Here is a 23,665-nt window from a genome sequence, read left to right as displayed (position 1 = left end):
AACAAGAGATATTACGAGGAGGAAATTATTTAATGGCTAACCAACCAACGAAATACCGTAAGTTTGTAGTAGGGGCTGCTTCAGCTGCACTAGTAGCATCAGCAGTAGCACCAGTAGCAATGGCTGCAACTTTCACGGATGTAAAAGACAACAATTCACACAAAGAGGCAATCGATGCTCTTTCTAATGCAGGTGTAATTTCAGGTTATGAAGACGGAACATTCAAACCTAACAAAACACTTACTCGTTCTGACGTAGTAAAATTGATGGGTAAATGGTTAGTATCTGAAGGCTATAAAGTACCTACAGACTACAAAACTAAACCACGTTTCTCAGACTTGAAGACTACATCTAACGATGAGCTTCTAAAAATGTCTGCACTAGTTTATGATAACGGCGTATTCGTTGGTAAACCAGACGGTTCACTTGATCCAGCAGGCGACATCACACGTGAAAACATGGCAATCGTTCTTGTTCGTGCATTCGACCGCGTACATGACGTTGACCTAACATCTTACGTGAAAGACCAAGATTTCAAGAAAGACGTTACAGACCTAGGTAAAGCGAAAGCTGAAGCTCGTCCTGCTATCGACGTTCTAGACTTCTTCGACATCACAAACCCAGCTGCACCAGAATTCAACCCTAAATCAACAACAACTCGTGGACAATTCGCTTCATTCCTTTACAAGACTACTAAAGTAGACTTCGGTGAAATTGGTGGCGGAGTTGTAGCTCCTGGAGTTGCTTCAGTTACTGCTGTTAACAGCACAACTGTAGAAGTTAAAATGAATGAAAAAGTTGAAAACATCAACTCTTTGAAATTCTCAATCGACGGATTGACTGTATCTAACGCTGCAGTTAAGCAATCAGATGATAAAACTGTTGTATTGACAACTGCTGTTCAAAAAGGCGGAGAGAAGTACACTGTAATGTTGGATGGTAAAGCAATTGGTTCATTCAATGGCGTGTCACCAACAGTACCTTCTAAAATCAGCTTGAACACAAAATCAATTCAAGGTGTTGTAGGACAACAAGTTATTCTTTCTGCTGACACTGGCGTTAAAGAAGCAGGAATTCCTGTTACTTTCAACGTAAAAGCTGAAACAAATACTACATTGAATAAAGACCAAGTGTTTGAAGTGGTAACAAACGCTGACGGTATCGCTACTTTCTCTTACACACAGTATAACGCTGGTGAAGATACAGTAACTGTATACCCAACTGGTAAAGCAGAACTTCGTGAGCAAGGTAAAGTTTACTGGGCTAACGCTGCTGAACTAACTATCAAAGACATCACGGAAGCTACTACACTAGCTAACGGATCTAAGAAAGTTTATGAAATCAACTCTAAACGCAACGCTGGCGGATATGTATTCGTTACTTTCAAAGAAAACTTGAATGTTACTCCTGACAAGTTGACTAAGACAGTTACTGCAGAAGGCGTAACTACTCACGCACTAGATGCAATCACTGGCAAGCCAGGTGCAGCACTTGCAAAAGGATCATATCCTTACAAGGCTTCTACAACAGGCGAGAACGTAATTGCAGTTAAATTGGATGCTGACGGTAAAGCTAACCTAGTTCTAACAGGTGCTAATGCAACAGCTACTCCAATCGTATTTGAAGGAAAACTTGACACTAATGCAGACAAAGCGATTGCAGCTAATTACAACGCTAAGTACACTGAAACAGCTCGTCAAGCAACAGCAACACCTGTTACATTCACAGTACAACAATCACTTGGTCTAACAATCAAAGCTGAAGGCGTACAAAATGCTGCTACTTACAAGAATTCAACTGAAACAGGCGGCCGTGATTACTCAGTTACTTTCAATACACAAGATGGCAAGCCAGCAGCGCCAGGAACTAAAGTTCACGTATTGATCGACGCTGAAAACCTAACAGGCAACTTGCACGTTCTAGATGCTGATGGTAAAGAACTTACTTCTTCATCTTACGAGAATGGCAAGAAGCGCGTTTACACTGTAACAGTAGCTAAAGACGGTAAAGCTGAATTTACAGTATCAAGCGACAAAGAAAACGACTATGTAGCACCAGTTGCTTTCATTGATAACGGTAAAACAGCAGGTCAATTGGATGTTGAAGATCTACAAGCAGCTGGAGAAATCACTTACTTCGTAAGCAAAGTAAACTACACTGCAAACTTGAAAGCTGTTGACAAAAACGGCAAGAAAGTATCTACAGTAGTAGCAAATGGAGCAGATGCTGCTACATTCATTTACCAACTAGTTGACCAAAACGGTAAGCCACGTACAGCTACTGACGAAACGAAAGTTGCTTTCGAAGTATCAGCTGGCACAGGAGATATTTCTGCTAACGGAACACTTATCAAAGCTGGAACTACTAAAACGGTTGAAGGAATTATTGCCGCTACAACAGGAACTGAAGCAAAAGTTAATGTTACTGCAGCTAACCCAACAAACGTAACAGTAACAGCAACTGGATCTAAAGCAGGCGTTGTATTGCCTACTACGAACCCAGCATCAGTATCTGTGAGCTTCTCACAATACGGTTCTGCAGCTATTACAGGAGTAGTAACTAGCCTAAATAAAACACTTGAAGTGTTAACAATCGATAACACTGTGTACTCTTATGCAAATGCAAAAGCTTACCAGTTTAACGGTAACGAAGTAACTAAATCAGCATTCGAATCAGAAGTTGTTGCTGGATCATCAAAAGTTTCTATAACTGTTGATGCTGACGGTAAATTCACATTTAACTTGTTAAATGTAACTACAACTCCTGAAGTGCCAGCTGAGCTAACGGCTAACACTGTAACTGAACAAGCAGTAACAGTTGGAGCAGAAAAAGTACTTCTTACAAACGACTTAGCTACTAGTAACAAAGACATCACAATCAGTTCTGTAACTGGCGGTGGCACTGTTGCGAATGCAGAAGTTAAAGACAACAAACTTGTAATTACAGGTAAAGCAGCTGGAACTGTTGAAGTTACAGTAACTGTAAAAGCTGGAGATAAAACAGCTACAGTTAAAGTTCCTGTAAAAGTAAGCGAGGCGAATGCAGTAGTGAAATTTGATACTATCGGTGCTTCATCTAAAATCGCACCAAATGCTACATTTGAAAACGTAGTATCATTCTTGGAGTCTGAACTAGCAGCTGATTTAAAAGGCACTTCTTATTCATTAGTAATTGGTGATGCAGTTTATGAGTTCAGAAAAAGTTCCTTAAATGATGACCGTTACCTAGTTGCAATTGCAATGGATAAAGCAACTGTTGATCAAATCAATGCTGGTACATTTAAAACAACTAAGTAATATAAAGCAAAAGTATATAAGGATAGCGACTCGCTATCCTTATATGTATATATGAAATATTAATCAAACAAAACTATGAGGTGAATTAACTTGACGAAAAAACCATTTAAAGTATTGTCAAAGGCAAGTCTAGCAGGAGTTCTTGCTGTTTCTGCATTAGTACCAGTAGCAGCTGCAAGCGCAGCTACAAGCTACGCTGTAGATGAAATCGTTGTTACTGTTGATGGACAAAATGTTGCTATCACTAAAGCAGTTTACGATGCTGCTATCGCAGAAGGATGGATGACTGGGAAAACTGTCTCTTACGTTCAAAATTCCGACGGTAAATATTACTCCAAAGCAGTTTTAGATGAAGCAGTTTCTGAAGAAGCTACTTTGGACAAAGCGCTTGAGTTATTAGCTGGATCTGATAAAGCTGAAACAATCACAACAGTACCTGGAGAATTTGTTGGTGGATCTTTGGTTCCTGAAAAAGAACAGATTGCAGGGTTGAAAGTTGAATCAGTAATGGCGATTAACAATAACGCTGTAACTGTAACATTCCCTGAAATTACTACTGCTATTGAAGATGCAAACGTTGTTGTTAAAGATGGAGAAGGTAAAGTTGTTGAAACTAAGCCAATGTTGCTTGCTGAAGGAACAACACAAGCTGATTTTGAATTCGTTACACCGTTCCCAGTTGACCACAAGTTTACTGGTGTTTGGGATGTAAACGGTGAAAAATACAGCTTCGATGCTATCAACCAATTGGCTGATATTGCAGCAGCAGTTACAACTCCTAATGAAATCAAATTACAAGCAGCACTAGATGCAGCAGGTATTACATATGCTGATGAAACTAGAATTGCTGCTTATTTAGGAGCTCTTCAAGTAGAAGGAGCAACTGCATCACTTGAAGCAGTTCAAAAAGCAATTACTAAAATTGATGAAGATGCAGCTAAAGATGAAGCTAATGATGCAGCAGTTGAAGCGGTTCTAGATGCAAAAACTCAAGCTCAATTGTTGAAAGCATTGCAAGCTAACTTCGATGTTGTAAACCCTGAGTGGATTGTTGAATATCAGGCTGCAATCGGCGGAATTGTTGCTCCTACAACTGTTGATGCTATCCAAGAAGAAGTTACTGAAGTAAATACTCTGAAAGTTGGACCAAAAGTATCAGCAGCTAATTTGTCTCTTGACAGTGAAAAAGTAGCTGAAGCTAGAGCGCTTGTTACTAAGTGGATTCCAGCTGATAAAGAAGATGCAGAGCCGTTAAAAGCATTGATTCTCGATGGATTGAATCTTGAAGATGCATTGATTGCCGTTAACAATGCAAAAACAAACAGCGCATTAAAATCAGCTTTGACAAATCTTGATACACTTGAGAATTCTCTTCTTGAGAAGTATAAAGATGTTGTAGGTTTTGATAAAATTGATGAATTCGATATCAAAACAGTTGAAGATGCTAACCTTACAGCTTATAGAACTGCAATTGGAGAAGCTGAAGTTGGTGATAAAAACCAGCGTAAAGATATCCAAAAAATCGTTAATGATAAAAATGATGAAGCAGTAGGTTCAGCAAAAACTAAAGTACTTGAAGATCTTAACGCAGTAACTGCAAAAACTGCAGCAGCAGACGTTGTAGCACTTCTTGAAAAGAGTCAAAAATTGCATGAGCAAACAAACAAAGTAAACTCAGCATATGCTGAAGCTTACAAAACAGCGGTTGTCGAAGCGGTTGCTGGTGAAGAAACTCTTGCTGATGCAGGTGAAGTAAATACACTCATCGGTACTGTAAACGCTGCACAAGATGCAAAAGCACAACTTGCAGCTATTAATGCAGCTTCTACAGCTTCTGAAATGAGCAAAGCTCTAATCGCTCTTGAAGCAGCCAACAATAAAACTAATTTCACTAACCTTTCATCTACAGCTAAGCTTGAAGTAGCTGAGATTGTATTGGCTAAGCGTAATGCTGAAACAGATAAGAAGTTCGCTGACAAAGATACAGCTCTTGCAGCAATTTTTGTTGATGCAGATCCAGATACAGGTGCAATTGCTGAAAGAACAGCATTCCTTGCAGATGTTAACGATGAAACGTCAATTGCAGGTGTACAAACAGTACTTGCAGGAGAAAATTCTCTACTTCCTGAATTCAAGACACTTGGAGCAGCTGATCAAGTAGAAAAAGCTGAAGCGGTTCTTAACGCTTTGACAGCTCTTAAAGCTGACGGAAAAGCTGGATTCTCAACTGTCACTGAAATCAAAACAATCGTCGAATAATAAAATTGCGAAACGTTACTCTATAAATCTATGAAAATGGTAGATGAAATGAGTGAAGAAATCCTCCTCATATCGGCATCGGTATGAGGATTTTCTTTAACTATGCACTGTCAAATGTCGGGAGAATTACCTGACCTATGTAATAGCCTAATATACATAGAGCCTAATCCTCCTGCATGCCAAATGGTTTACTCGCCATAAAGCATGAAGCCAGGTGAAGTCGTAATACGTGAAAGTCGTATGCGGGGCTCCTTAAAAGATGACTATGGTCAAGCAATGAATCCATGATGTAAAGCTGCATGAGCTAGTGGCTGATCTACAAAGAACCTTCGGCTGGTTAGCCACCTCCCTGTCTGGAATAGTAGGGCAGGAAACGGAACAATTCAGGCTATTAAACCGGTTCTTCTCATGCTGCATAGTGGAGGCCTACGGTCATCAAAAATAGGGATGACAGGTATGGAACGTTTGAGGTCCTTGATGAGTAGGAAGAGTAATTCCAGAGAGGCGTCAGGGAAGTCAGCGGGTTCATAGTAGTGTTGAGCGTCAGCCGTTTGTATCTGTATGGCAACATATGGTGAGGAGAAAACTGGCGGGAGCGAAGGAACCCAGTCGGTAGAAATTCTATCGATGGAACGCCGTATGCGGTGAAAGCCGCATGTACGGTGTAGACCGGTCGAAATCCTTGGCAGGATAGACACGGAATGGTGGCACATTGCCAACAACGAATGCCCAACAGTTCGAAGCGGATTTGAAAGCTGCGAAGAATGGGGATACGGTAACCCTTAAAGGTAATATCACAAAGAATATTGTTATCAACAAATTAGTCAATCTTGATCTTAATGGCAAGAAGATTACTGGTAACGTAACAATTAATACGCCAGCCAAAGGTACTATCAACTTGAAGAATGGTAGCATTGATGGCAATCTAACGGTTGAGGCACCACAGGCTACTGTTAATAATGAGCTTACAGTGACAGGCGACATTAACATCAACAATGTTGCATACGGAACATGGAATGAAAAAGCTAATGGCAACAAGCTAATTGTAAATGATCCTGATGGAATCAAGCTAACAGTGGCTCCAGGTAAAACAGTGGCGACTATTACAGTTGCTCCGGAAGCAGTTGGCGAAGTCACGATTACAAACAACGGAACAATTGAAAAGGTTGATGCTCAGGCTTCTGTTGAGTTGGTGAACAACGGTTCTGTTGAAGAGGTTGCAGGTAATAGTGAAGTAAAACTGTCAGGTACAGGTACTGTTGATAAAGTTACTAATGAAAAACCTGTTGTAAACGAAAGCAACCAGGATGCTTTCCTAACAAAAAGTGGAGATCTTACTTTAAACCAAGATCGTTATGAGACTTTGTTTAATTGGGGTTCAAATAACGGGATTGGATCCGGTGAAAAATCAGCTCATACTTCTCCAGGCGGCTACAATTACTTTGGAAATGGTGCATATTTAGATATCACTGTTAAGAAGGAAGGAGAATCATCAAATGCTAAATTTGATGATGTTCTTTCTCAACTTACTCTTCAAACAAACGGCGGAGCAACAGATGATATTAGCGGGGGAGCAAAAGCGGATGGTCGACAGCCGGCTGACTGGGGCAAATCAACTGCAAACCAGAGCTTTGCGACAAAGTTGAAAGAATCCGGCAGCAATGCTGTATTTTATGGCGTGCGTCAAAACAATACAAACGGCGTAGCTACAGTTGGTTTTAACGCAGGTGAAATACGAAATATTAATCTTACATTCTCACCTAAAGACGGCTTAGCTAAAGGTACTTACACAATTACAATCCAACCGAAACAGCAAGTTAGTGAAACGGCAGGCAAAAATATTGGAGATGCGATCACTTATACATTTGTGGTGAAAAGTAATGATGCTACATTGTCATTGACTGCTAATACGACACCAGTCGATGAAGATGGCGATGGAGGTTTTCCGATTTCTATAGAAGAAGGTAATGTCCTTTCTGTAGATGGTAGGGAAATGTTGTATTCTATCAAGAGCGTTTTCCAAGTACCAGAAGGAGCTTCTTATACAGTAGTCGACGAAGATGGTGAAGAAGTTACTAATGAATTTGGTATGGTAATGACGGATTGGAAAGTTATTGTAATCGCAGCTGATGGAAAAACTAAGAAAGAATACTCAATTGAATTTAATAATATGGCTGAATAATCCACTCAACCATTTGAGTAGATAAATAGAAAGGATAGGCCTTCGGGCCGATTCTTTCTTTTTGTTTTGTTAGAATTGAAGGGAGAGACGGTGACAGTCTCTCCCCCAACTTCAGAATTCACTATATCCATCCAATTCTATTTAATAATGGAGAAAAGAAAAAAGAGTGTGAAAGAAAGGGTACTGGAGTTGTATTCAATTAATCATTTGGTGAGGGCTCTCTTGCAAAGTCTATCAGGTTGGATGTATTACAGTAGGTACCCAAATTGATTCGGTAGGTTCCTAAGCATGTAACATATTCCATATCGGAAGAGCGGTCATTTACTTTGAGGAATTGGACAAGGGGAACACTGACCTGACACGGTTGATAATTCAAATTAAAGACTTTCTATTTTCCTGATTTTCCTCATTAAAAGCTTTCATAGAGTTGTACGGCTAACTAATTTGTTTTGGGTAGTAATTACAGTCCTAATAGGAAGTAAAGTTGGTTGAATAAACTACACGTACTTGGACAATAAAATAACCTAAAAATATTTCGTGTTTACTATCACCCGTTTCATATATAGATAGGATTGAAAGAATAGAATAAATCTGGTAAAGTTAATTTGAGTATAAATGCTTAAAGTCTATATAACCACTATCTAAGGAGGATTTAATATATTGAAGAAAACATTAACATATTCATTAGTAGCCCTGGTTGCGGCTACTGCATTAGTACCAGTTGTTTCGACCCAAGCTGCTAGTGCAAATTCGATTAAAGAATTAGTTTTTACAAAGGATGGTAAAGATATCAAGATTTCAAATTCTTTGTATCAAGATGCATTTACTGAAGGTCTTATAAGAAATAATGATTTAAAGTATATTCAGTTAGATAACCTCAAATATTATAACAAAGATTTATATTCTGATGCTATCTCAGAATTTAATTCTAATTTAGAGGCTCTGAAATATTTAGCTGGATCTAATAAACACAGTGATATTACTCCGGTAGATGGAGAATTTAAAAATGGACAACTTGTTGCTACAGAACCTGATGCTGAATTTTTTGAAGTAACGGATATCGAATAAATTATAAAACCTACCATTAACCAAGTTAAAAACTAATCTAATATATATAGTCATCTGATTGTACATAATAATCAGGTGACTTTTTTATAATTCTATACTTTGACTTTGAATTTCAATGAAATTTTAATAACTTAAGTATTAAACTTCAACAATTTGACAGACTTAGATCACTATCATTTCATTTGGATAGAATAATCATTTTGTGTTACTATTGTTACTATTGTTACTATTTGTAAAGACCTATTCAGTAATGCCTGATGGTCATTGAAGAAATTGTGAATGTATAGGAGTGTGTCTTCCAGTAATATGAAGAACCTCTGTTTGTTTTACTGAACGTCCTTTATACTTAGAGTAAGGTATGTTTATAGGAGGAACTAATATGTTTGATTATACCGCATTGCCGGGCAGTTCAGGATATGGCCTTTCAGAAGAACGAGACCAGATGAAAGGTATTTATTATACAGCGCTAGAAGGACGGGATGAGAGGAGAGTATACAATGAGCTGAACGAAAGACTAACATGTCTAGAAACGGATACTACGCTTCATGAGGCTGATTTAGCCACAATTGAAGAAGATGCTAGTGCTATTATTATATCTATTGAATTAATAGAAGAGATCCAGTTACGTATGGATTGGATGAACCGTTTATACGAAGTACGGCACAGTTTATCTTCCACAAACACTTTAAGTGATATGGAGCGCCTACGTTCATTGATTGCGCCAGTTCAGACATGTCCATTAAAGGCATTACTGACAGCTGAACTGGAAAATAGGATTACATCTCTGCTTGTGGAAACAAAACAAATTAAGAAAAGTGCCTTTGATGAATTAATGGAACAAGCAATAGAGCAAGCGGGTGAGGGGTTCATTAATTTGGGCGCTGCGGGAAGAGCTCATGTAGTAGAAAAGCTACTAGTAGATCCGGGAGTTGTTGCATCGATTGACATGGTTCAGCAAGCGAGCACGGATTTAGAACGACAAGTAACCGAGCTCCATGATGCAGTGAGTATAGAGGATTTGCTAGTGAAATTGGAAGCCTTGCCGTTAGCTGCATTTACTCTTTTGTCAGAAGAAGAAAAAGGTGTTGTGGCTTCAAAACTAGAAAAAGCGAGTGTGTGGCAAGGTCTCGCTTCGCTCAATCAAATGATTGATCAGTTGGATCGAACAGATGCTACACTGAAAGAGTTAGAAGTAACGAAAAGTGAATACGGCAAAATTGCGACCGCTTTCGATGTGTCTAAATTGGATAGCGGGAAGATTAGATATCACTGAATACTTTCTTGTGACAGGCTTATTAAAATTACTTATCTGTGAACCGCGCAATTCAAACACTAATCTGGCAATTCAATAATTTACTATAAGATAGAAGTTAGATCCTGTAGAGAGAAATCTCTGCGGGGTCTTTACTATTATAATAAGTTAAATAGTAGGTACCCATTATATGAAGTAGATTGAGTAAAACACAAGGAAACCATTGTTTTCGGGGTATAGAAAAGCCTACCTGTGCATCACACAATTCAGACACTAATCTGACAACTTGAAGGTTTATAATTGAGAAGCCATCCGATTACAAAAATGATTGGATGGCTTCTATCTGTTTGTTTACTTACGATAACACTTCATTATCGTAAGTTGAATTATTTGATAAAAAGCCTACCTGTGCGTCCTATAACTCAGACGCTAATCAGATAATTTGATAAATGTCTGGACCAGAATATCCTCTGACCGAGAAATTGGTTGAGGGACTTTCTCTGTTCCATCTGTTTCTATCGCTGTCGCCTTCAAAAAGTCCATCCGGTGTGTAGTGCAAGATAGAAGTACAGAGTTTTGAAAGAGATAAGTACATAACGTTGCAATTGTAAAATAACAAAAAAAGGCTTGCCGGCCTTCCAAAATTTCTCTACTGGAGAAAAGCCTACCTGTGCATCACACAATTCAGACACTAGTCTGACAATCAGCAAAATGTGAAGTCCATCTGATCGTGCAAGCGATTGGATGGCTTTTTTATCCTATAAGAAAATAGTCGAAGAATTGAATTCTTCCGTTGAAATTGCAAGAGAAATTCAATTCTTCTTTTTCAAAACATGATACCTATGCCGTTTCTATTTTCCAAAATTCAATTTCGCCATTTTGACCATATTGAATCAACTTCGCCATACTCAATACAATCACATCTAGCAAAGAGGGTGAAGAGATGGCGTCGACAGTGATAAGTATTGGACTCCAAGGGTTAAAAGGGGAACGGATCCGTGTGGAGGCCGACATACGCGTAGATAAGGAACAGTGTGTAATTATTGGGTTGCCGGATGCGAGTATTAAGGAATCGAAAGAGCGTATTTTAAGTTGTTTGCATAATTTGGATTTTGATTTGACAATGAAAAAGATTACGATTCATTTGTCGCCTGCGGATATACGGAAGAGCGGGACGGGTTTTGATGGCGCGATGTTGCTTGCGGCTATTCAGGAACTGACGGATCAGCCTTTGCCGCTAGATGATTCCATCTGTGTGATTACGTCTCTATCACTGCATGGTGAATTGGTTCCATTCCATGGCTTGTTGCCGGCAATCCAGCAAGCGTTGACTTTAGGATTCAAACGGATCTATTTGCCACCTGTGGATGTATCGTTTCTTGACTTTGCGCAAGACGTGGAGTTGATTCCGCTTCCGACGGTGGAGGCGTTGCTTGAGCATCTTCGAGGACAGTCTACGCTCTTGTTTGAGGGCTTTCTTTCTCCTGTTATTACAGAACAGGCACCTACTCACGAGCAGCCAGAGACGAATTTTGCCTCGATCCGTGGCCAGCAGCAGGCGAAGCGCGCATTGGAAATTGCGGCGGCAGGGGGACATCATACGTTATTGATCGGTCCGCCGGGGTGTGGAAAGAGTATGTTGGCCAGTGCATTTTCTTCTATTATGTCTGACCTAGCACAGGAAGAGGCGCTTGAAGTGTATAGTCTATATCATTTGGCACGGGAAAAGCAGGGGATGACGTTACGTCCGCCGTATCGTCAACCGCATCATTCCGCTTCTGCTATTTCACTGATTGGTGGGGGTACTTACCCGAAGCCTGGAGAGATTTCTTTGGCGCACCGTGGAATACTTTTTCTTGATGAGCTGGGTGAATTTTCTCGGAAGACGCTGGATATGTTGCGGCAGCCGATGGAATCTGGAGAAGTGACGATAAGTCGGGTCAAGCAGACTGTGACCTATCCGGCTTCGTTTACTTTGATTGCTGCAACGAATCCTTGTCCATGTGGTTATTATGGTTCCCATGAACGATACTGTACATGTTCTGCGAAACAGGTGACGAACTACCAACTGAAAGTATCTGGTCCGATTTTAGACAGGCTGGATTTTGTGTTGTCTTTGCAAAGCTGCGGATTGAAAGAGAAAACTACTTCCGAAAGCTCTTTAGATATTCGAAAACGCATAGGGAAAGCGTGCGAACTTCAACGTGTGCGATACGGAAATGATCTTCGCAACGGTACGGTTTCGTTTCAACAACTAGAACGGACTGCCGGCTTTACGGCTGAGCAGCTGAACATAATTGGTGATGTCTGTTTCGAACGGAAATGGAGTAATCGGACACAGGTCAAACTCATTCGGATCGCCCGCACAATATCGGACTTGCAAGGAAGGCCGGATATTTCGATGGAAGCTTTGGAAGAAGCGATTGAATGGAAACAGCTATCTACTGGCTTGCAGTCGATAGGAGGTGAAGGTGCTGTCCAAGCGTAAAAGAAATTGGCGGCCGAATGCCTATTTTCATGTCGTGATGCGCGGAAACAACCGCCAGAATATTTTCTCGTGTGAAGAGGACATGTATCACCTAATGCGCTGTATCAGCCATGCGGCGGAGCGCTATCGTTTCGCGTTAATTGCTTTTTGCATCATGACCAATCATTTTCATTTACTCATACGATCGGAAGACGACTTGTCCCACATCATGCGGCAAATCAACCGGAGATATAGCGACTATTATTCGAAGCGCTATCGACATGTCGGACGCATTTACCAAAGTCGCTATTTTGCCAAAGAAGTCGATACTCCACAAGCCCTCCTCGCAGTCAGCCGCTATATTCACCGCAATCCAATCGAAACGAAGATTCCGATGGTAGACTGTCTCACTGATTATCCATTCAGCTCTTTTCCTTCTAATGATGCAGGTACTATATCTTCATTGACCTTTATAGATACGCATTCCATTCTTCGGTACTTGCCGCCACCGTTTGAGAAAACTCGTTCTAGCTACGTAACCTACTGTTTGCTTAAGATAGACGAACTTCTCGGTATGGAAGAGTATATGGATTGAGTAAGCGTACTTATATCCTATTGTCAAGTACGAGGTGTTTAGTTAGGTTACCTGTCCCCGAAAAATCAGATTAGCTATTCTCTTAAAGGGTTTAATATGGATAGCAAGAAGATTAGATATAACTGAATCACTACTTAGACTAGCTTACGAGCTAGTCTTTTTATTGGGGTGCAAGATGACACAGTAATAGTTTTCTTGCCTTCATAAGACTATATACACAATACTATAGTAATGGTATTCTTTATTTATAAATACATTGGAGGAATTTTATTGAAAACTAGTAACGTTTTATTTTTCACGCTTTTCATTATGATTGTAACTAGCATGACTGTCACCCCTCAAAAAAGTTTTGCCCAAAATGAAATTAAAATGAACGATGCGGAGACGACCGTAACTCATGTCTTAGATCAATCTACTAGGCTCTTCAATACTGCGCTAGTTAATGAAATAGACAGTGAAAAAACAGGTGCAACTAAATATTTTTCAGCAAATACACATGCACATTTCTTCTGGTTATCACTTAAGGATAGCGAATATAATGCTGTCACAGGTATTAAAGCAAGTCGGTTGGAAATGATTCAACAAGGACAAGTGGTAGCGAGAGCCAATCAGTTAGACTCGTATAGTGTGATTGGACAATATCAAACTAGGCATTTAGAAAAGGTAAATACTTTTCAACATGTTAACGGAGAAAATACGATAGATATTGTGCTGTATTTAGGGAGTAAGGAAGTTGCGCGAGTAAAGGATTTTAGAGTTCATGTATATGAAAAGCCGGCGATCAGTTTTGTGAATCCTTATCAAATCGGAGTACAAAGTGAAAAGTTTGGTCTTTCATTAGAAATGCTGAATGTCGATAAATCGCAAGCTGTAGATATATATTTACGCGATGAAGAAAATAACAGAATAACAAAGACAGATAAAATTGTTACAGATTACTATAACGAAGATGAAAGTACTAGAAGAATGGATTTCGGTCTTTCGTTTATCGATCCAACGTATTTACAGGAATTTAAAATGTATGATCTAGTTGTTGAAGTGAACGAACAAGTTATTCAGAATCCCGAAAATGAAGAAGTTTATTTAGCAGAGGATTCGTATATCGACACTACGTTTCACGCGCAAATATCAGATTTGAGATATAGAGGGTTGGGGATTAATTTACTGCATAACAATCCATATAGAATAGTGATTGAGCAAGATGGTCAGGTCACGAAAGAGTTGAATGATATTCAAGCCTTTTTTAATGAAGAAACGTATAAGGAAGAAATCAACGTAATGCTAATGCCGGAGTATTTCATGAATTATGGTGGTGCGTATACTATTAAGGTATATAACGCATTGAATAAAGAAATGAAAGACTTTGATTTTCTAGTAGAGAAAGATGTCGTAAATGAAAATGACATGACTAATCCATTTGAAGGTTTCAAAATGTTCGAGAAGAGAGAAGACATCAAACCTGCCAAAACATGGAGCGTAACGTTCAATAAGGCGGTAGATGAAAATACGATCAATAATAGTAATACGTATATTATTGAAATAGAATCAGGTAAGTCCATTAAAGTCGATTATACTTTGCAAAAGGGTGGAACCGTGCTAGAAATCACACCACTAAAAAACTTCACTTCTGGTGCAACGTATACTCTAATTGTTGATCAACGTGTTACATCGGGAGCGGGTAAGCAGTTAAGCGAACCAGCTGCTATAGAGTTTACGGTGAAGTGATGAGGAGGAAATTATGTACAGAAAATGGTTGATTACACTATGTTTAATTACAAGTTTGTTATGTACTACCGTTTCACCGGTTTCTGCCACTACCCCGAATCTTGAGAACTACGAAGTGGAATTATCGGAGCACTCGAAAAAAATGGATTTCTTGCAAGAAAATCGTACGTATGAAGAAATTCCAGCTTCCTCAGTTCGTAAAACGGTAGAGTCTATTATACCTGATCGCACCTTATTGAGTCTGCTTCCTAATCTACAATTAGCAACTCAGTGGAAGCCAATTGAAACCATTACGGATCCACTAAAGCCATGGCGTATTACGTTCACTCAACCTGTTAGTCTTTCCGAAGAAAATTGGTATAACGGAAAGATTTTGGATGAAGCGGGAACTGAAGTGGCTATTACGATCAGCATGAATGCAGATCGATTGCTGCTGACGCCGAATACTCCGTACGAATCAGGTAAGACGTATACATTAGTCTTGAATAAGGAGTTATATAGCGAGCGTGGTATCTCGTTAGGAAAAGATATTTATCAGCAGTTCGTCTATCAGGCACCAAAGCCACAGCAAAAACCTGAGATTACAGAAGTCACAGATTTATATTCAGCACTTTATGTTGGCTTGAAAAATATCGATAGTACGATATATGTTAATAAGTATACGAAAGATAGTGAAGTGGCATTCGCAGAACTGCAAAAGGTGCTAGAAGATCATCCTGAAATTTTTTATTATCAGTATCGAGGGAGTCTGTTTTGGTCGGATGGTAGATTAGAAGCGAAGTATGCCTATTCGAAAGAGACCATCAAGCAAAAGAAAGCCGAATTGCAACGAAGTATTGATACGTTGTATGCGACTGCCATCAAACCTGGTATGACGGAGTATGAGAAAGTTAAGGCTGTACATGATTATGTAGTACTCCACACTGCATATGACTACGACAACTATCTCAACAATACGATACCGAATGAATCCTTTACTATGTACGGTGTGTTGGTGAATAAAACAGCTGTCTGTAACGGATACGGCCTTGCGATGGTATACTTACTCAATCAAATAGGAATTGAAACAATATATGTAATAAGTAATCCATCGATGAACCACGGATGGAATAAAGTCAAAATTGATAATGTCTGGTATAACTTAGATTCCACTTGGGATGATCCTGTACCAGATAGAAAAGGGAAGGTTGGCTACGGCTATTTCCTCGTATCAGATAAGCAGTTAGCTAAAACACATTCGTGGAATAATACCGGCCTTCCTAAAGCAGTAGATACGCGCTATGAATATATGAGCAAAATACATGCGTCTGACAGTGAAAATGGCTGGATTTATTATGCGAATAAAAATGATAATAGTAAACTGTATAAAATGAAGTTAGATGGATCAGCAGATCAAAGACTGGCGGACATACGTGCGAACGAAATAGCTGTTTATAATCGCTGGATTTACTTTAGTAATTATTCCAATGGCGGCTATTTATATAAGATGAGAACGGACGGTAGCTACCTGACTGAGATTACGGACTTTTTAACTTCTGATATTAGTATAGAGAACAAAACGTTATACTTTACTGATACTAAGGCGAAGCAGGCGTATCGGATGGATATTGAGTGAAACGGGTACGAAACGGGTACCAGGTCCCCACACAATTCGGATAATGAAATTGGGAAAAAATAAAGGAGTCTTCATGATCGTGAAAAACGATTGGGAGGCTCCTTTCTGCCTGACATAACAGTTTCAGGCGCCATAAGGAAAATTGACAAAGGAAAATATGTATAGCCATATGCTACGAGGGGAGATCAGATCCTGCACACTACTTCTAACGTACGGCAGCGATTACCAGTGATTTACTAAATTTGAACACTACTCAGATAATTATGACCTAACAAAAAAATCATCTAATCACACGAAATTCCCCCAAAAACCTATCTACGCTTTACACGACTATAGAAAAGAGAATAGTGCATATAATTAACATAGGTATTATAAACAGCCAACCTGTGCATCACACAATTTGGCCCCACATAACTAAGTTCCCTAGTAACATAGGGGCATTTTATCCTGATGAGAAGAGGTCAAATTAAACATTCAAGAGGCGAAATTTTAGTTGTTGGATAGATACGATTTTGAGACAGTGGCAACCTTGTCTCTTTTATCGTTGTAAAGGGGATTTAGAGCTTGTCCTATTAAAAATCGAAAATTAGAAAATATTATAGTAAAGTTGGTTTTGAAGTGGTATTATTTTCATGAGTCAATAGTATTAGTTTGGTATTCTGTTAACCGCCTGTAAAAGAGGAGAGTGAAGAAAATACGGAGCACTATATGTACTTGCATCTTTTTGAGGAGGTGGATGAACCCTTTTCATCTGTAGATATTGCGGCTCTTGTGCAGTCTGTGATAGATGAGCAGTAAAAAGAAATGCATGGTGAAAGACAGGAAAACCGTATAAGTAAATAATTGAATTGCTTGTTTCTGAGAATCGGCATGGAGAAAAGAAGCTTTATGATCGGCATTGCGTGTTTTGTTGTGGTTATGATTATAGGAAATGTTGTCGAGATAAATGATGATGTAACGTCGGGCAAAGATGACGATCAGCACGCATTTTGTTCCATTTGACCAGTCGTATGACAGCATCCAATTGAAAATTAAGAGCACCACTTTTATCAGCGATGTGATTGCTGATTGATTCAGCAGCGAGAAGAAGATTTAATCAGGGGGGATTCTGTGGAGAAAATTGTTAAGGCGTTATTCATATGCTTCATTGCTGCGGCCTCTTTACTGTTTGTTGCAGACATGGCCAGCGCGCAAACGAATGAAAGAGTGTATAAGGCGTATTCGGTAAAGAAAGAGCAGTCAAAGTTTCCGATGAAGCTCAGTAATTCATTGGTTGTCGATATTACGTCGAACGAAAAACCGATAATTTTTAAAAATGGCACGGTGGTCTGGCAAGGGACGAACGGCTGGAGCAATGCTGTCATCAGCTTTACTGTCACGAAGAACGGCGATACGTATTTGTATTACAAAACGGACAAAAACGGTACGGAGTCTGTAGAAGTAGTTGGATTGAGCAGTGAAGGCAAGAAACTTTTGAATAAGACGTTCACAGGAGATGGGGCAGGCATACATACGCAGTTTGTGTCTCCGAGCATTATTGAAATCGGGATAGAAGAGTTCAGCGTCTTCTATGACGGTTCTGCCGCCAGTAAGCATTCAGACAGTTATCAAGCCAAGTTTTATCAGTTGTATATAAACGGGTCTGCCAAAGAAGTGAACTACTTCGATAATGCATTTGCTGCATTGGCTAAAAAAGGCCAGATGAAGTGGGTGCCAGGCGCGCTTGGCATGTCGTATTCAAATTTGAAAAAAGCGGTTGGAGATCCGGCTGCCTATCCGTTTATGGCGGAGCATTTTAATTTTTATCGTTCAGTGTTCGGGCTTTATGGATTTTATTATAACAGCAACGGCACCAGCACGATTAAACCGCATGCCAAAGTACGGGCTATCTTCCGGGAATCTAAATTGCACGGCAGTCGAAAAGCACTGCGTCCGTATTTTAGGCAGCATTTCGGCAAAGAAGTGCTGAGTAATGGGAGAGATTTGGATGTATACCGAACTGGAAAATATTATTTAAGCATACAATACTTTGATGCAAATACAGTACATTTGAATTATTCTACTGATAATATTTTTGGCTTTTAGGAGACGGGGGGACAGAAAAAACAGCTACCCGTGCATTAGTGAGCGTTACCTGTGCATCATACAATTATGAAAGTCGCCTGCACGGTGAAGGCTCGAACTAAAGCTGCATATTGTGCGGTATAAGTCGAGAATAGTGGAAGTGGATTGGTTTTTAACGGAGTTTCGATTGTATCAATTGCGGCGTACCCTCAAATTAACTTCACAGGATAAAATGATTATACATTTGCTACCTGGATTCATCCTACAGGCAGTGGCAATATCTTTTACAAAGGGTTAGGTATATGGCGAGGGTACTGGTTGGCAACGATTTGGTGGGAACAATTCAAATGTTTTGTTGAATCAGTGGACCCATATTGCAATTGTAAAGTCACCATCAGCCACGTTAAACAAACAGTCAGCTACCCAGCTTGGTTTACGTTAATAGCGGCTACCAATCCATGTCCTGCCGGTTATTACAGCTCACATGAACGTTACTGCACCTGTAGTCCTAAACAAGTTACTACTTATCAACTAAAGGTGTCAGGTCCTATCTTAGATCGATTGGATTTTGTATTGTCACTGCAAAGTAGCGGTCTGGAGGAAAAAGGTAGTACAGAGAGTTCCTTGGATATAGGGGAAAGAATTCACAAAGCAAGAGAGTTACAGCGAATACGGTATGGTGGCCCTGTCTTAAACGGCACCGTAACATTTCAGCAATTGGAACGGACAGCTGTACTTTCGGACATACAGCTACAAACAATAGGTGATCTCTGTTTTCGGTATAAGTGGAGCAACCGAACGCAAGTCAAACTGATTCGGATTGCCAGAACGATTGCAGACTTGCAAGGATCTCAGGAAATAACCTCTAGGGCATTGGAAGAGGCCATTAAGTGGAAACGTTTTCCGACAGGACTGGAAGTACCGGGAGGGGAGTGAGATGCTGAGACGAAAACGTCAAAACAGGTACGAGGTCCCCAACAATTTCATGGTACGATTGAGACGAAGACGACGAATGTTCTAATATTTAATGATTTATTGGGATTTTTAAAGGGGTGTTCTATAATCTTGGAGAACCTACTAGTAAAAGTGTGATTAAATCAAAAAGATGAACTCTCCTAGTAGTTAGCAACTGCCTAAAACTACTGGAACAGTTCATCCGGAGTAAATGATATTATATGTGATTGAATCCATTCTTCAGCATATTTCAGTTCAGGTCTTTTTTCATGGTTTGCTATTTTTATGTAAAAGTCATAAAGGTCGTCTGTAGTGGCGAAAAACCTATAGCCATTATATCTAAAAAATAAGTCTGTACAAAAAAAGGCGGCTCTTTTATTTCCACCTACAAAGCAATATGAAATAGTTACTCGATACATAGACACAGCCACTTTTCTGAATAAACCTAGATACTGTTCAATGCCCCAAAACGTGGTTTGTGGTTCAATTACCATTTTTCGACACATGAGTCATCAAAGCCATACCTCATGCCACCAAACTCCGAAAAGCTCAGTTGATGAGCTGACAAAATATCCTCTTTATCTAAATACATTATTTCATCATTGTCATATTAATTATGTTCTTGAAAGATGATGTAGCAATTCAGAACTTTCTTCCATAGATTTCTGAAGAAGTTTATTACGCAGCTGGCCTTTATTAATTTTATGTGGGTTTTGTTTCATAGCTTCCAACTCCTTATTATTAACTGAGTAATAGAGGTCATAAATATTTGCCTATTGTCATTGACAGAAGCAAAAATGATTTAAAGCTTTGTATTATTCCAATTATAGATTATACAAAAGGTGAGACGTGTAGGTGAAAAAATGCGTACCTATTATATCGCACAACTCCAGCACTATTCATAATAGCTAACACAAATAAGCCTCCAGTTGCGAAAGCTATCATTAAAACGGTCGGGAGGCTTTTTCTGTTTGGATGTGAGTTGATAAGCAAGAGTCAAATATAACTTAAAAAGCACTTATAAAGAAAATTACGTTTACTCTTAGGGGAGCGTACTAGGTAGTCACATAAATTATTCAAATAATATAGTTAAAAAGATAATTAGATTGCAATGCTGAAGTTACGTAATGAATTATCTGGGTAATTTAAATCGTGCTGTGCAAAAAACGCGTTATAGAGTGGTACTATATACATGACTGTCTAAAATGTATAGGAGGGGATTTTTTGCTAAGATCCGTAAGACGAAAGTCTGTAGTCATCTTTATACTGTTGGTTACTATTGTATTAATGGAGAGCGTGACTTGGATTCATCATAAGGTACAAGCTGAAACCGATTGGAAATCCTTGCCTGACCAAAACAACGTTCCATTAAACAAAGAATGGACCATTACGTTTAGCGAAGGTGTTGAAATCTCATCTATTACCAATACACATGTATACGTAACAGATGAAGTTGGTCAAGTAGTTCAGACGACCGCTGTATTAATAGATAACGGAAATAAAGTAAGGGTACAGCCACCTAAAGAAGGCTATCGTCCGAATACTTCTTATACGCTGTTTGTTGCGAACGAAGTATCTTCTGCAAAGCGCAGATTATTAGGCACTCCTGTCAAAATGAAGTTTCAAACAAGTAAACAGCGGGACGAGTCGAATGTATTTGTACCGCGTGAAGATAGTGAAGATACCATAATCTATCAAGAGCGAGTTACAAGTTTGCCTACTACTATCATGCAGTCAATAGAAGATTTGAATTATGAAAGTGATAGATTTGTTTTTAAAGGTTTACCCGAAGTGTTAAAAAAATTGACCAAAGGAGATATTGTCATTTTCCCTCAAACAGAACAACATCCTTTCGGCTGGTCAAAAGAAATTGTCGATGTCATAAACGAAAGAAATAATACGGTCTTAATCACGAAGGAGCCTAAGCTAGAAGATGTCATAAAAGATATAGATATTTCGAGCGTGTTAACAATAACAGCAAATGATTTCAAGCTAGATCCTGATGTCTATTCCCGTGTGTCAAATGAAACAAATAAAGGAGATAGACGTACTTTTGAAGTTGAAAACCCAGTGGCTCATTCGATAGGTAAAATTGAAATAGGAAGTGAAAATGGAAATCCTTATGTGGAGTATAGTGACGTTCAATTAATTCCTGAAGGAGAGAGAGTTGGACCGGTGACAGTTGGCGGGAAGGTCCAACTCATCAAGCCTGTTGTGAATTTTGATTTTAAAGGGTTCGTGTTGGATTGGCTGGAAGTAGACAGCGGATTGAAAAATGAGATGAACGTAGAATTTAAATTGGCAAGTTATGAAACAGAACCGTTGAGAATTCCGCTTGGCATCTCGATTCCTGTCAAGGCATATGGGTTGGCAGGTGCCGAAATTCAATTATTTATAAATTATGAGGCAAGCGGAAAGATATTTATTGAATTTGAAATTGTCGAAGACAGCTCTTATAACCTTGGGGTGAAGAAAGAGGGAAGTGACTACACTCCTTTCAATCGTTCAACTAGTAATTTGTCCGCTGATTTTCTATCGTTGAAAGGTGAAGCGGAAGCGAAGCTTGGTCTAGGTTTAAATGTAAATGCCGAGGTTCTGCAGTTTACACTTGCAGGTGTAGATATTACGGGCGGTTATAAAGTTAAAGCAGCTGGTGAAATTGACAAAGATAGAGCATGTTTTAGTGAAAAAGGTGAAATATATTTTGAATCATCAGCACGCATAGGATCGACGAAAAATACATTTTGGGATATAACATATCCATTTCTCAGTATCCCATATCGACAGAGATCCACGTGCAGTTATGAGGAATTGATAGCAGACCCCCTTGTGCTAGCGCCAGGCGAGACAGCCGAATTAGAAATCAGCGGAGTTGATTATAAGCAAGAAACACATCCTCTGATGCTGCCAGACAGTAATGTGAAGTTAAAGGTGGAAAATTTGAATGTGGCTACGGTTAATTATCTTGGTGAAGTACACGCAAGAGCAAACGCAAAAACTGGTGACCAAACCTTCATTACCGTTACATATAATAATGATCGGGATGCCATAGTAAAAGTGATTGTTCCGGTTCGAATTGCAGACCCAGCTTTTCTAGATGAAAAGAAGAAGATGGTCGAAACGATAGGACCAGCTATAAGAAAGGTTTTTGAAACAGCAGAAATTGTCAATGACGCTTACAGAGATTTTTCTTATATTGAAAATGATTTGAAGACGCTAGTCACGCCTACTTATCTAGAAGAACTAAGACGTTATTATGAAGAATGGATGCATCCGAGTCTAGACATCTCGCTGTTTGCAGAACCTGTATCCACAGTATTGAAATTTGAAATAATCGAGTCAAGCTCTACAAGACTAGTATTGAAAACAGTTATACCGAACCGCGGATTAAGTTCAGGCGCTAATGTAATATATACGTTTGTAAAGGAAGGTCAGAAGTGGTTATTAGATGCTGTCGACAGTGAATCATTTGTAGATTCACCAATCAATCCATCAGTAGATCAGATACATGAGTATTTACAGACTAGCTATTTCGAAGATGCCCGAATAGCATATATTTCAACAGGAATAGAAAGAATATATAATCAACCAACAGGCTCATATGATGAACGGAAGTATTATCTGTTTACTGCGCAAACGATTTATAGTCAATATGAAGTTAAATTTTATGAGCATGACGGTTCCACTGTGCTGAATGAAAAGTGATATAAAGGCGGCACCAGATCTCTAAAAATATAGACACAATTCATTCAAGACATTGCTGAGGTCTTCCGATCATGAAGACTCTTTTTTATTGGTGGCGTGGCAAGTGTCAGTTACAGAAGCTGCATCAATGGAGTAGTCTGAAGAAATACCGCAAGCATCGACAACTAATCATGTTAAATCGTGGAGGATTACGTTCTTCTAGAGCATAGACAAATATTCCTCTAGCGGTAAGAGTGTAAGCGTTATGGATATGAATGGTCAAGAAGTCTTAATTAATACAAACGTTGTGGGTAATAAAATCACTGCCACGCCATAAAATTAAAATAAAGAGTGGAGCCTATCTGTGCATCCTACATCCCTATGATGAATATAGATTTACATTGCTTGCGTAGTGTAGGATGACGAACCATTATCATTTGTTAATTCGGAATGAAGGTGAGTTGTCTAAAATTATACGATAGTTCAGTCGTTCTATTCATTGCA

At 39.2% G+C, this 23,665-nt stretch carries 13 protein-coding genes; 12 read left to right on the top strand and 1 reads right to left on the bottom strand.

Annotated features, from left to right (window positions below; genetic code table 11):
- The first annotated feature begins 32 nt into the window (after positions 1-32).
- From CSV75_RS08655 to CSV75_RS08605, 11 genes are all read left to right on the top strand, one after another.
- Complete coding sequence (locus CSV75_RS08655) at positions 33-3,296, top strand: S-layer homology domain-containing protein (RefSeq protein ID WP_099675527.1); 3,264 nt, start codon at positions 33-35, stop codon at positions 3,294-3,296.
- A gap of 90 nt (positions 3,297-3,386) precedes the next feature.
- Positions 3,387-5,555, top strand: coding sequence for a hypothetical protein (locus CSV75_RS08650; RefSeq protein ID WP_099675526.1), 2,169 nt, complete (start codon positions 3,387-3,389; stop codon positions 5,553-5,555).
- Positions 5,556-6,267: 712 nt separating this feature from the next.
- A complete protein-coding gene (locus CSV75_RS08645; RefSeq protein ID WP_099675525.1) occupies positions 6,268-7,737 on the top strand; it encodes a hypothetical protein in 1,470 nt (489 codons plus the stop codon).
- Between the two features lie 660 nt (positions 7,738-8,397).
- Complete coding sequence (locus CSV75_RS08640) at positions 8,398-8,805, top strand: hypothetical protein (RefSeq protein WP_099675524.1); 408 nt, start codon at positions 8,398-8,400, stop codon at positions 8,803-8,805.
- A gap of 379 nt (positions 8,806-9,184) precedes the next feature.
- Positions 9,185-10,078 carry a hypothetical protein gene (locus CSV75_RS08635; RefSeq protein ID WP_099675523.1) on the top strand — a complete coding sequence of 298 codons (894 nt, stop codon included), beginning with the start codon at positions 9,185-9,187 and terminating at the stop codon, positions 10,076-10,078.
- Between the two features lie 922 nt (positions 10,079-11,000).
- Positions 11,001-12,545: a YifB family Mg chelatase-like AAA ATPase gene (locus tag CSV75_RS08630; protein WP_099675522.1), complete on the top strand. Its 1,545-nt coding sequence runs from the start codon at positions 11,001-11,003 to the stop codon at positions 12,543-12,545.
- On the top strand, positions 12,529-13,119 hold the full coding sequence (locus CSV75_RS08625) for a transposase (protein ID WP_233191625.1): 591 nt from the start codon (positions 12,529-12,531) through the stop codon (positions 13,117-13,119). The genes CSV75_RS08630 and CSV75_RS08625 overlap by 17 nt, the downstream gene beginning before the upstream one ends.
- Before the next feature lie 270 nt (positions 13,120-13,389).
- Entirely contained in the window at positions 13,390-14,844 is a 1,455-nt protein-coding gene (locus tag CSV75_RS08620) for an Ig-like domain-containing domain (RefSeq protein ID WP_158231638.1), read from the top strand.
- A 13-nt stretch (positions 14,845-14,857) separates the two neighbouring features.
- Positions 14,858-16,459 (top strand): DUF5050 domain-containing protein, encoded by a 1,602-nt coding sequence (locus tag CSV75_RS08615; RefSeq protein ID WP_099675520.1) that lies wholly within the window; start codon positions 14,858-14,860, stop codon positions 16,457-16,459.
- A gap of 1,110 nt (positions 16,460-17,569) precedes the next feature.
- Positions 17,570-18,544: a hypothetical protein gene (locus CSV75_RS08610; protein ID WP_099675519.1), complete on the top strand. Its 975-nt coding sequence runs from the start codon at positions 17,570-17,572 to the stop codon at positions 18,542-18,544.
- A gap of 297 nt (positions 18,545-18,841) precedes the next feature.
- Positions 18,842-19,459, top strand: coding sequence for an ATP-binding protein (locus CSV75_RS08605; protein ID WP_099675518.1), 618 nt, complete (start codon positions 18,842-18,844; stop codon positions 19,457-19,459).
- A 203-nt stretch (positions 19,460-19,662) separates the two neighbouring features.
- On the opposite strand, the gene CSV75_RS16755 is transcribed toward CSV75_RS08605, so the two are convergent.
- On the bottom strand, positions 19,663-19,971 hold the full coding sequence (locus CSV75_RS16755) for a type II toxin-antitoxin system death-on-curing family toxin (protein ID WP_158231637.1): 309 nt from the start codon (positions 19,969-19,971) through the stop codon (positions 19,663-19,665).
- Positions 19,972-20,701: 730 nt separating this feature from the next.
- Between CSV75_RS16755 and CSV75_RS08595 the strand changes: the two genes are divergently transcribed.
- Positions 20,702-23,182, top strand: coding sequence for an Ig-like domain-containing domain (locus CSV75_RS08595; protein WP_099675516.1), 2,481 nt, complete (start codon positions 20,702-20,704; stop codon positions 23,180-23,182).
- The last annotated feature ends 483 nt before the right edge of the window (positions 23,183-23,665 follow it).

The organism is Sporosarcina sp. P18a, from assembly GCF_002743135.1.
In the GTDB taxonomy this organism is placed as follows: Bacteria; Bacillota; Bacilli; order Bacillales_A; family Planococcaceae; genus Sporosarcina.
The sequence above is the reverse complement of the archived record's forward strand: the minus strand, read 5'-3'. Positions and strand labels throughout refer to the sequence as shown.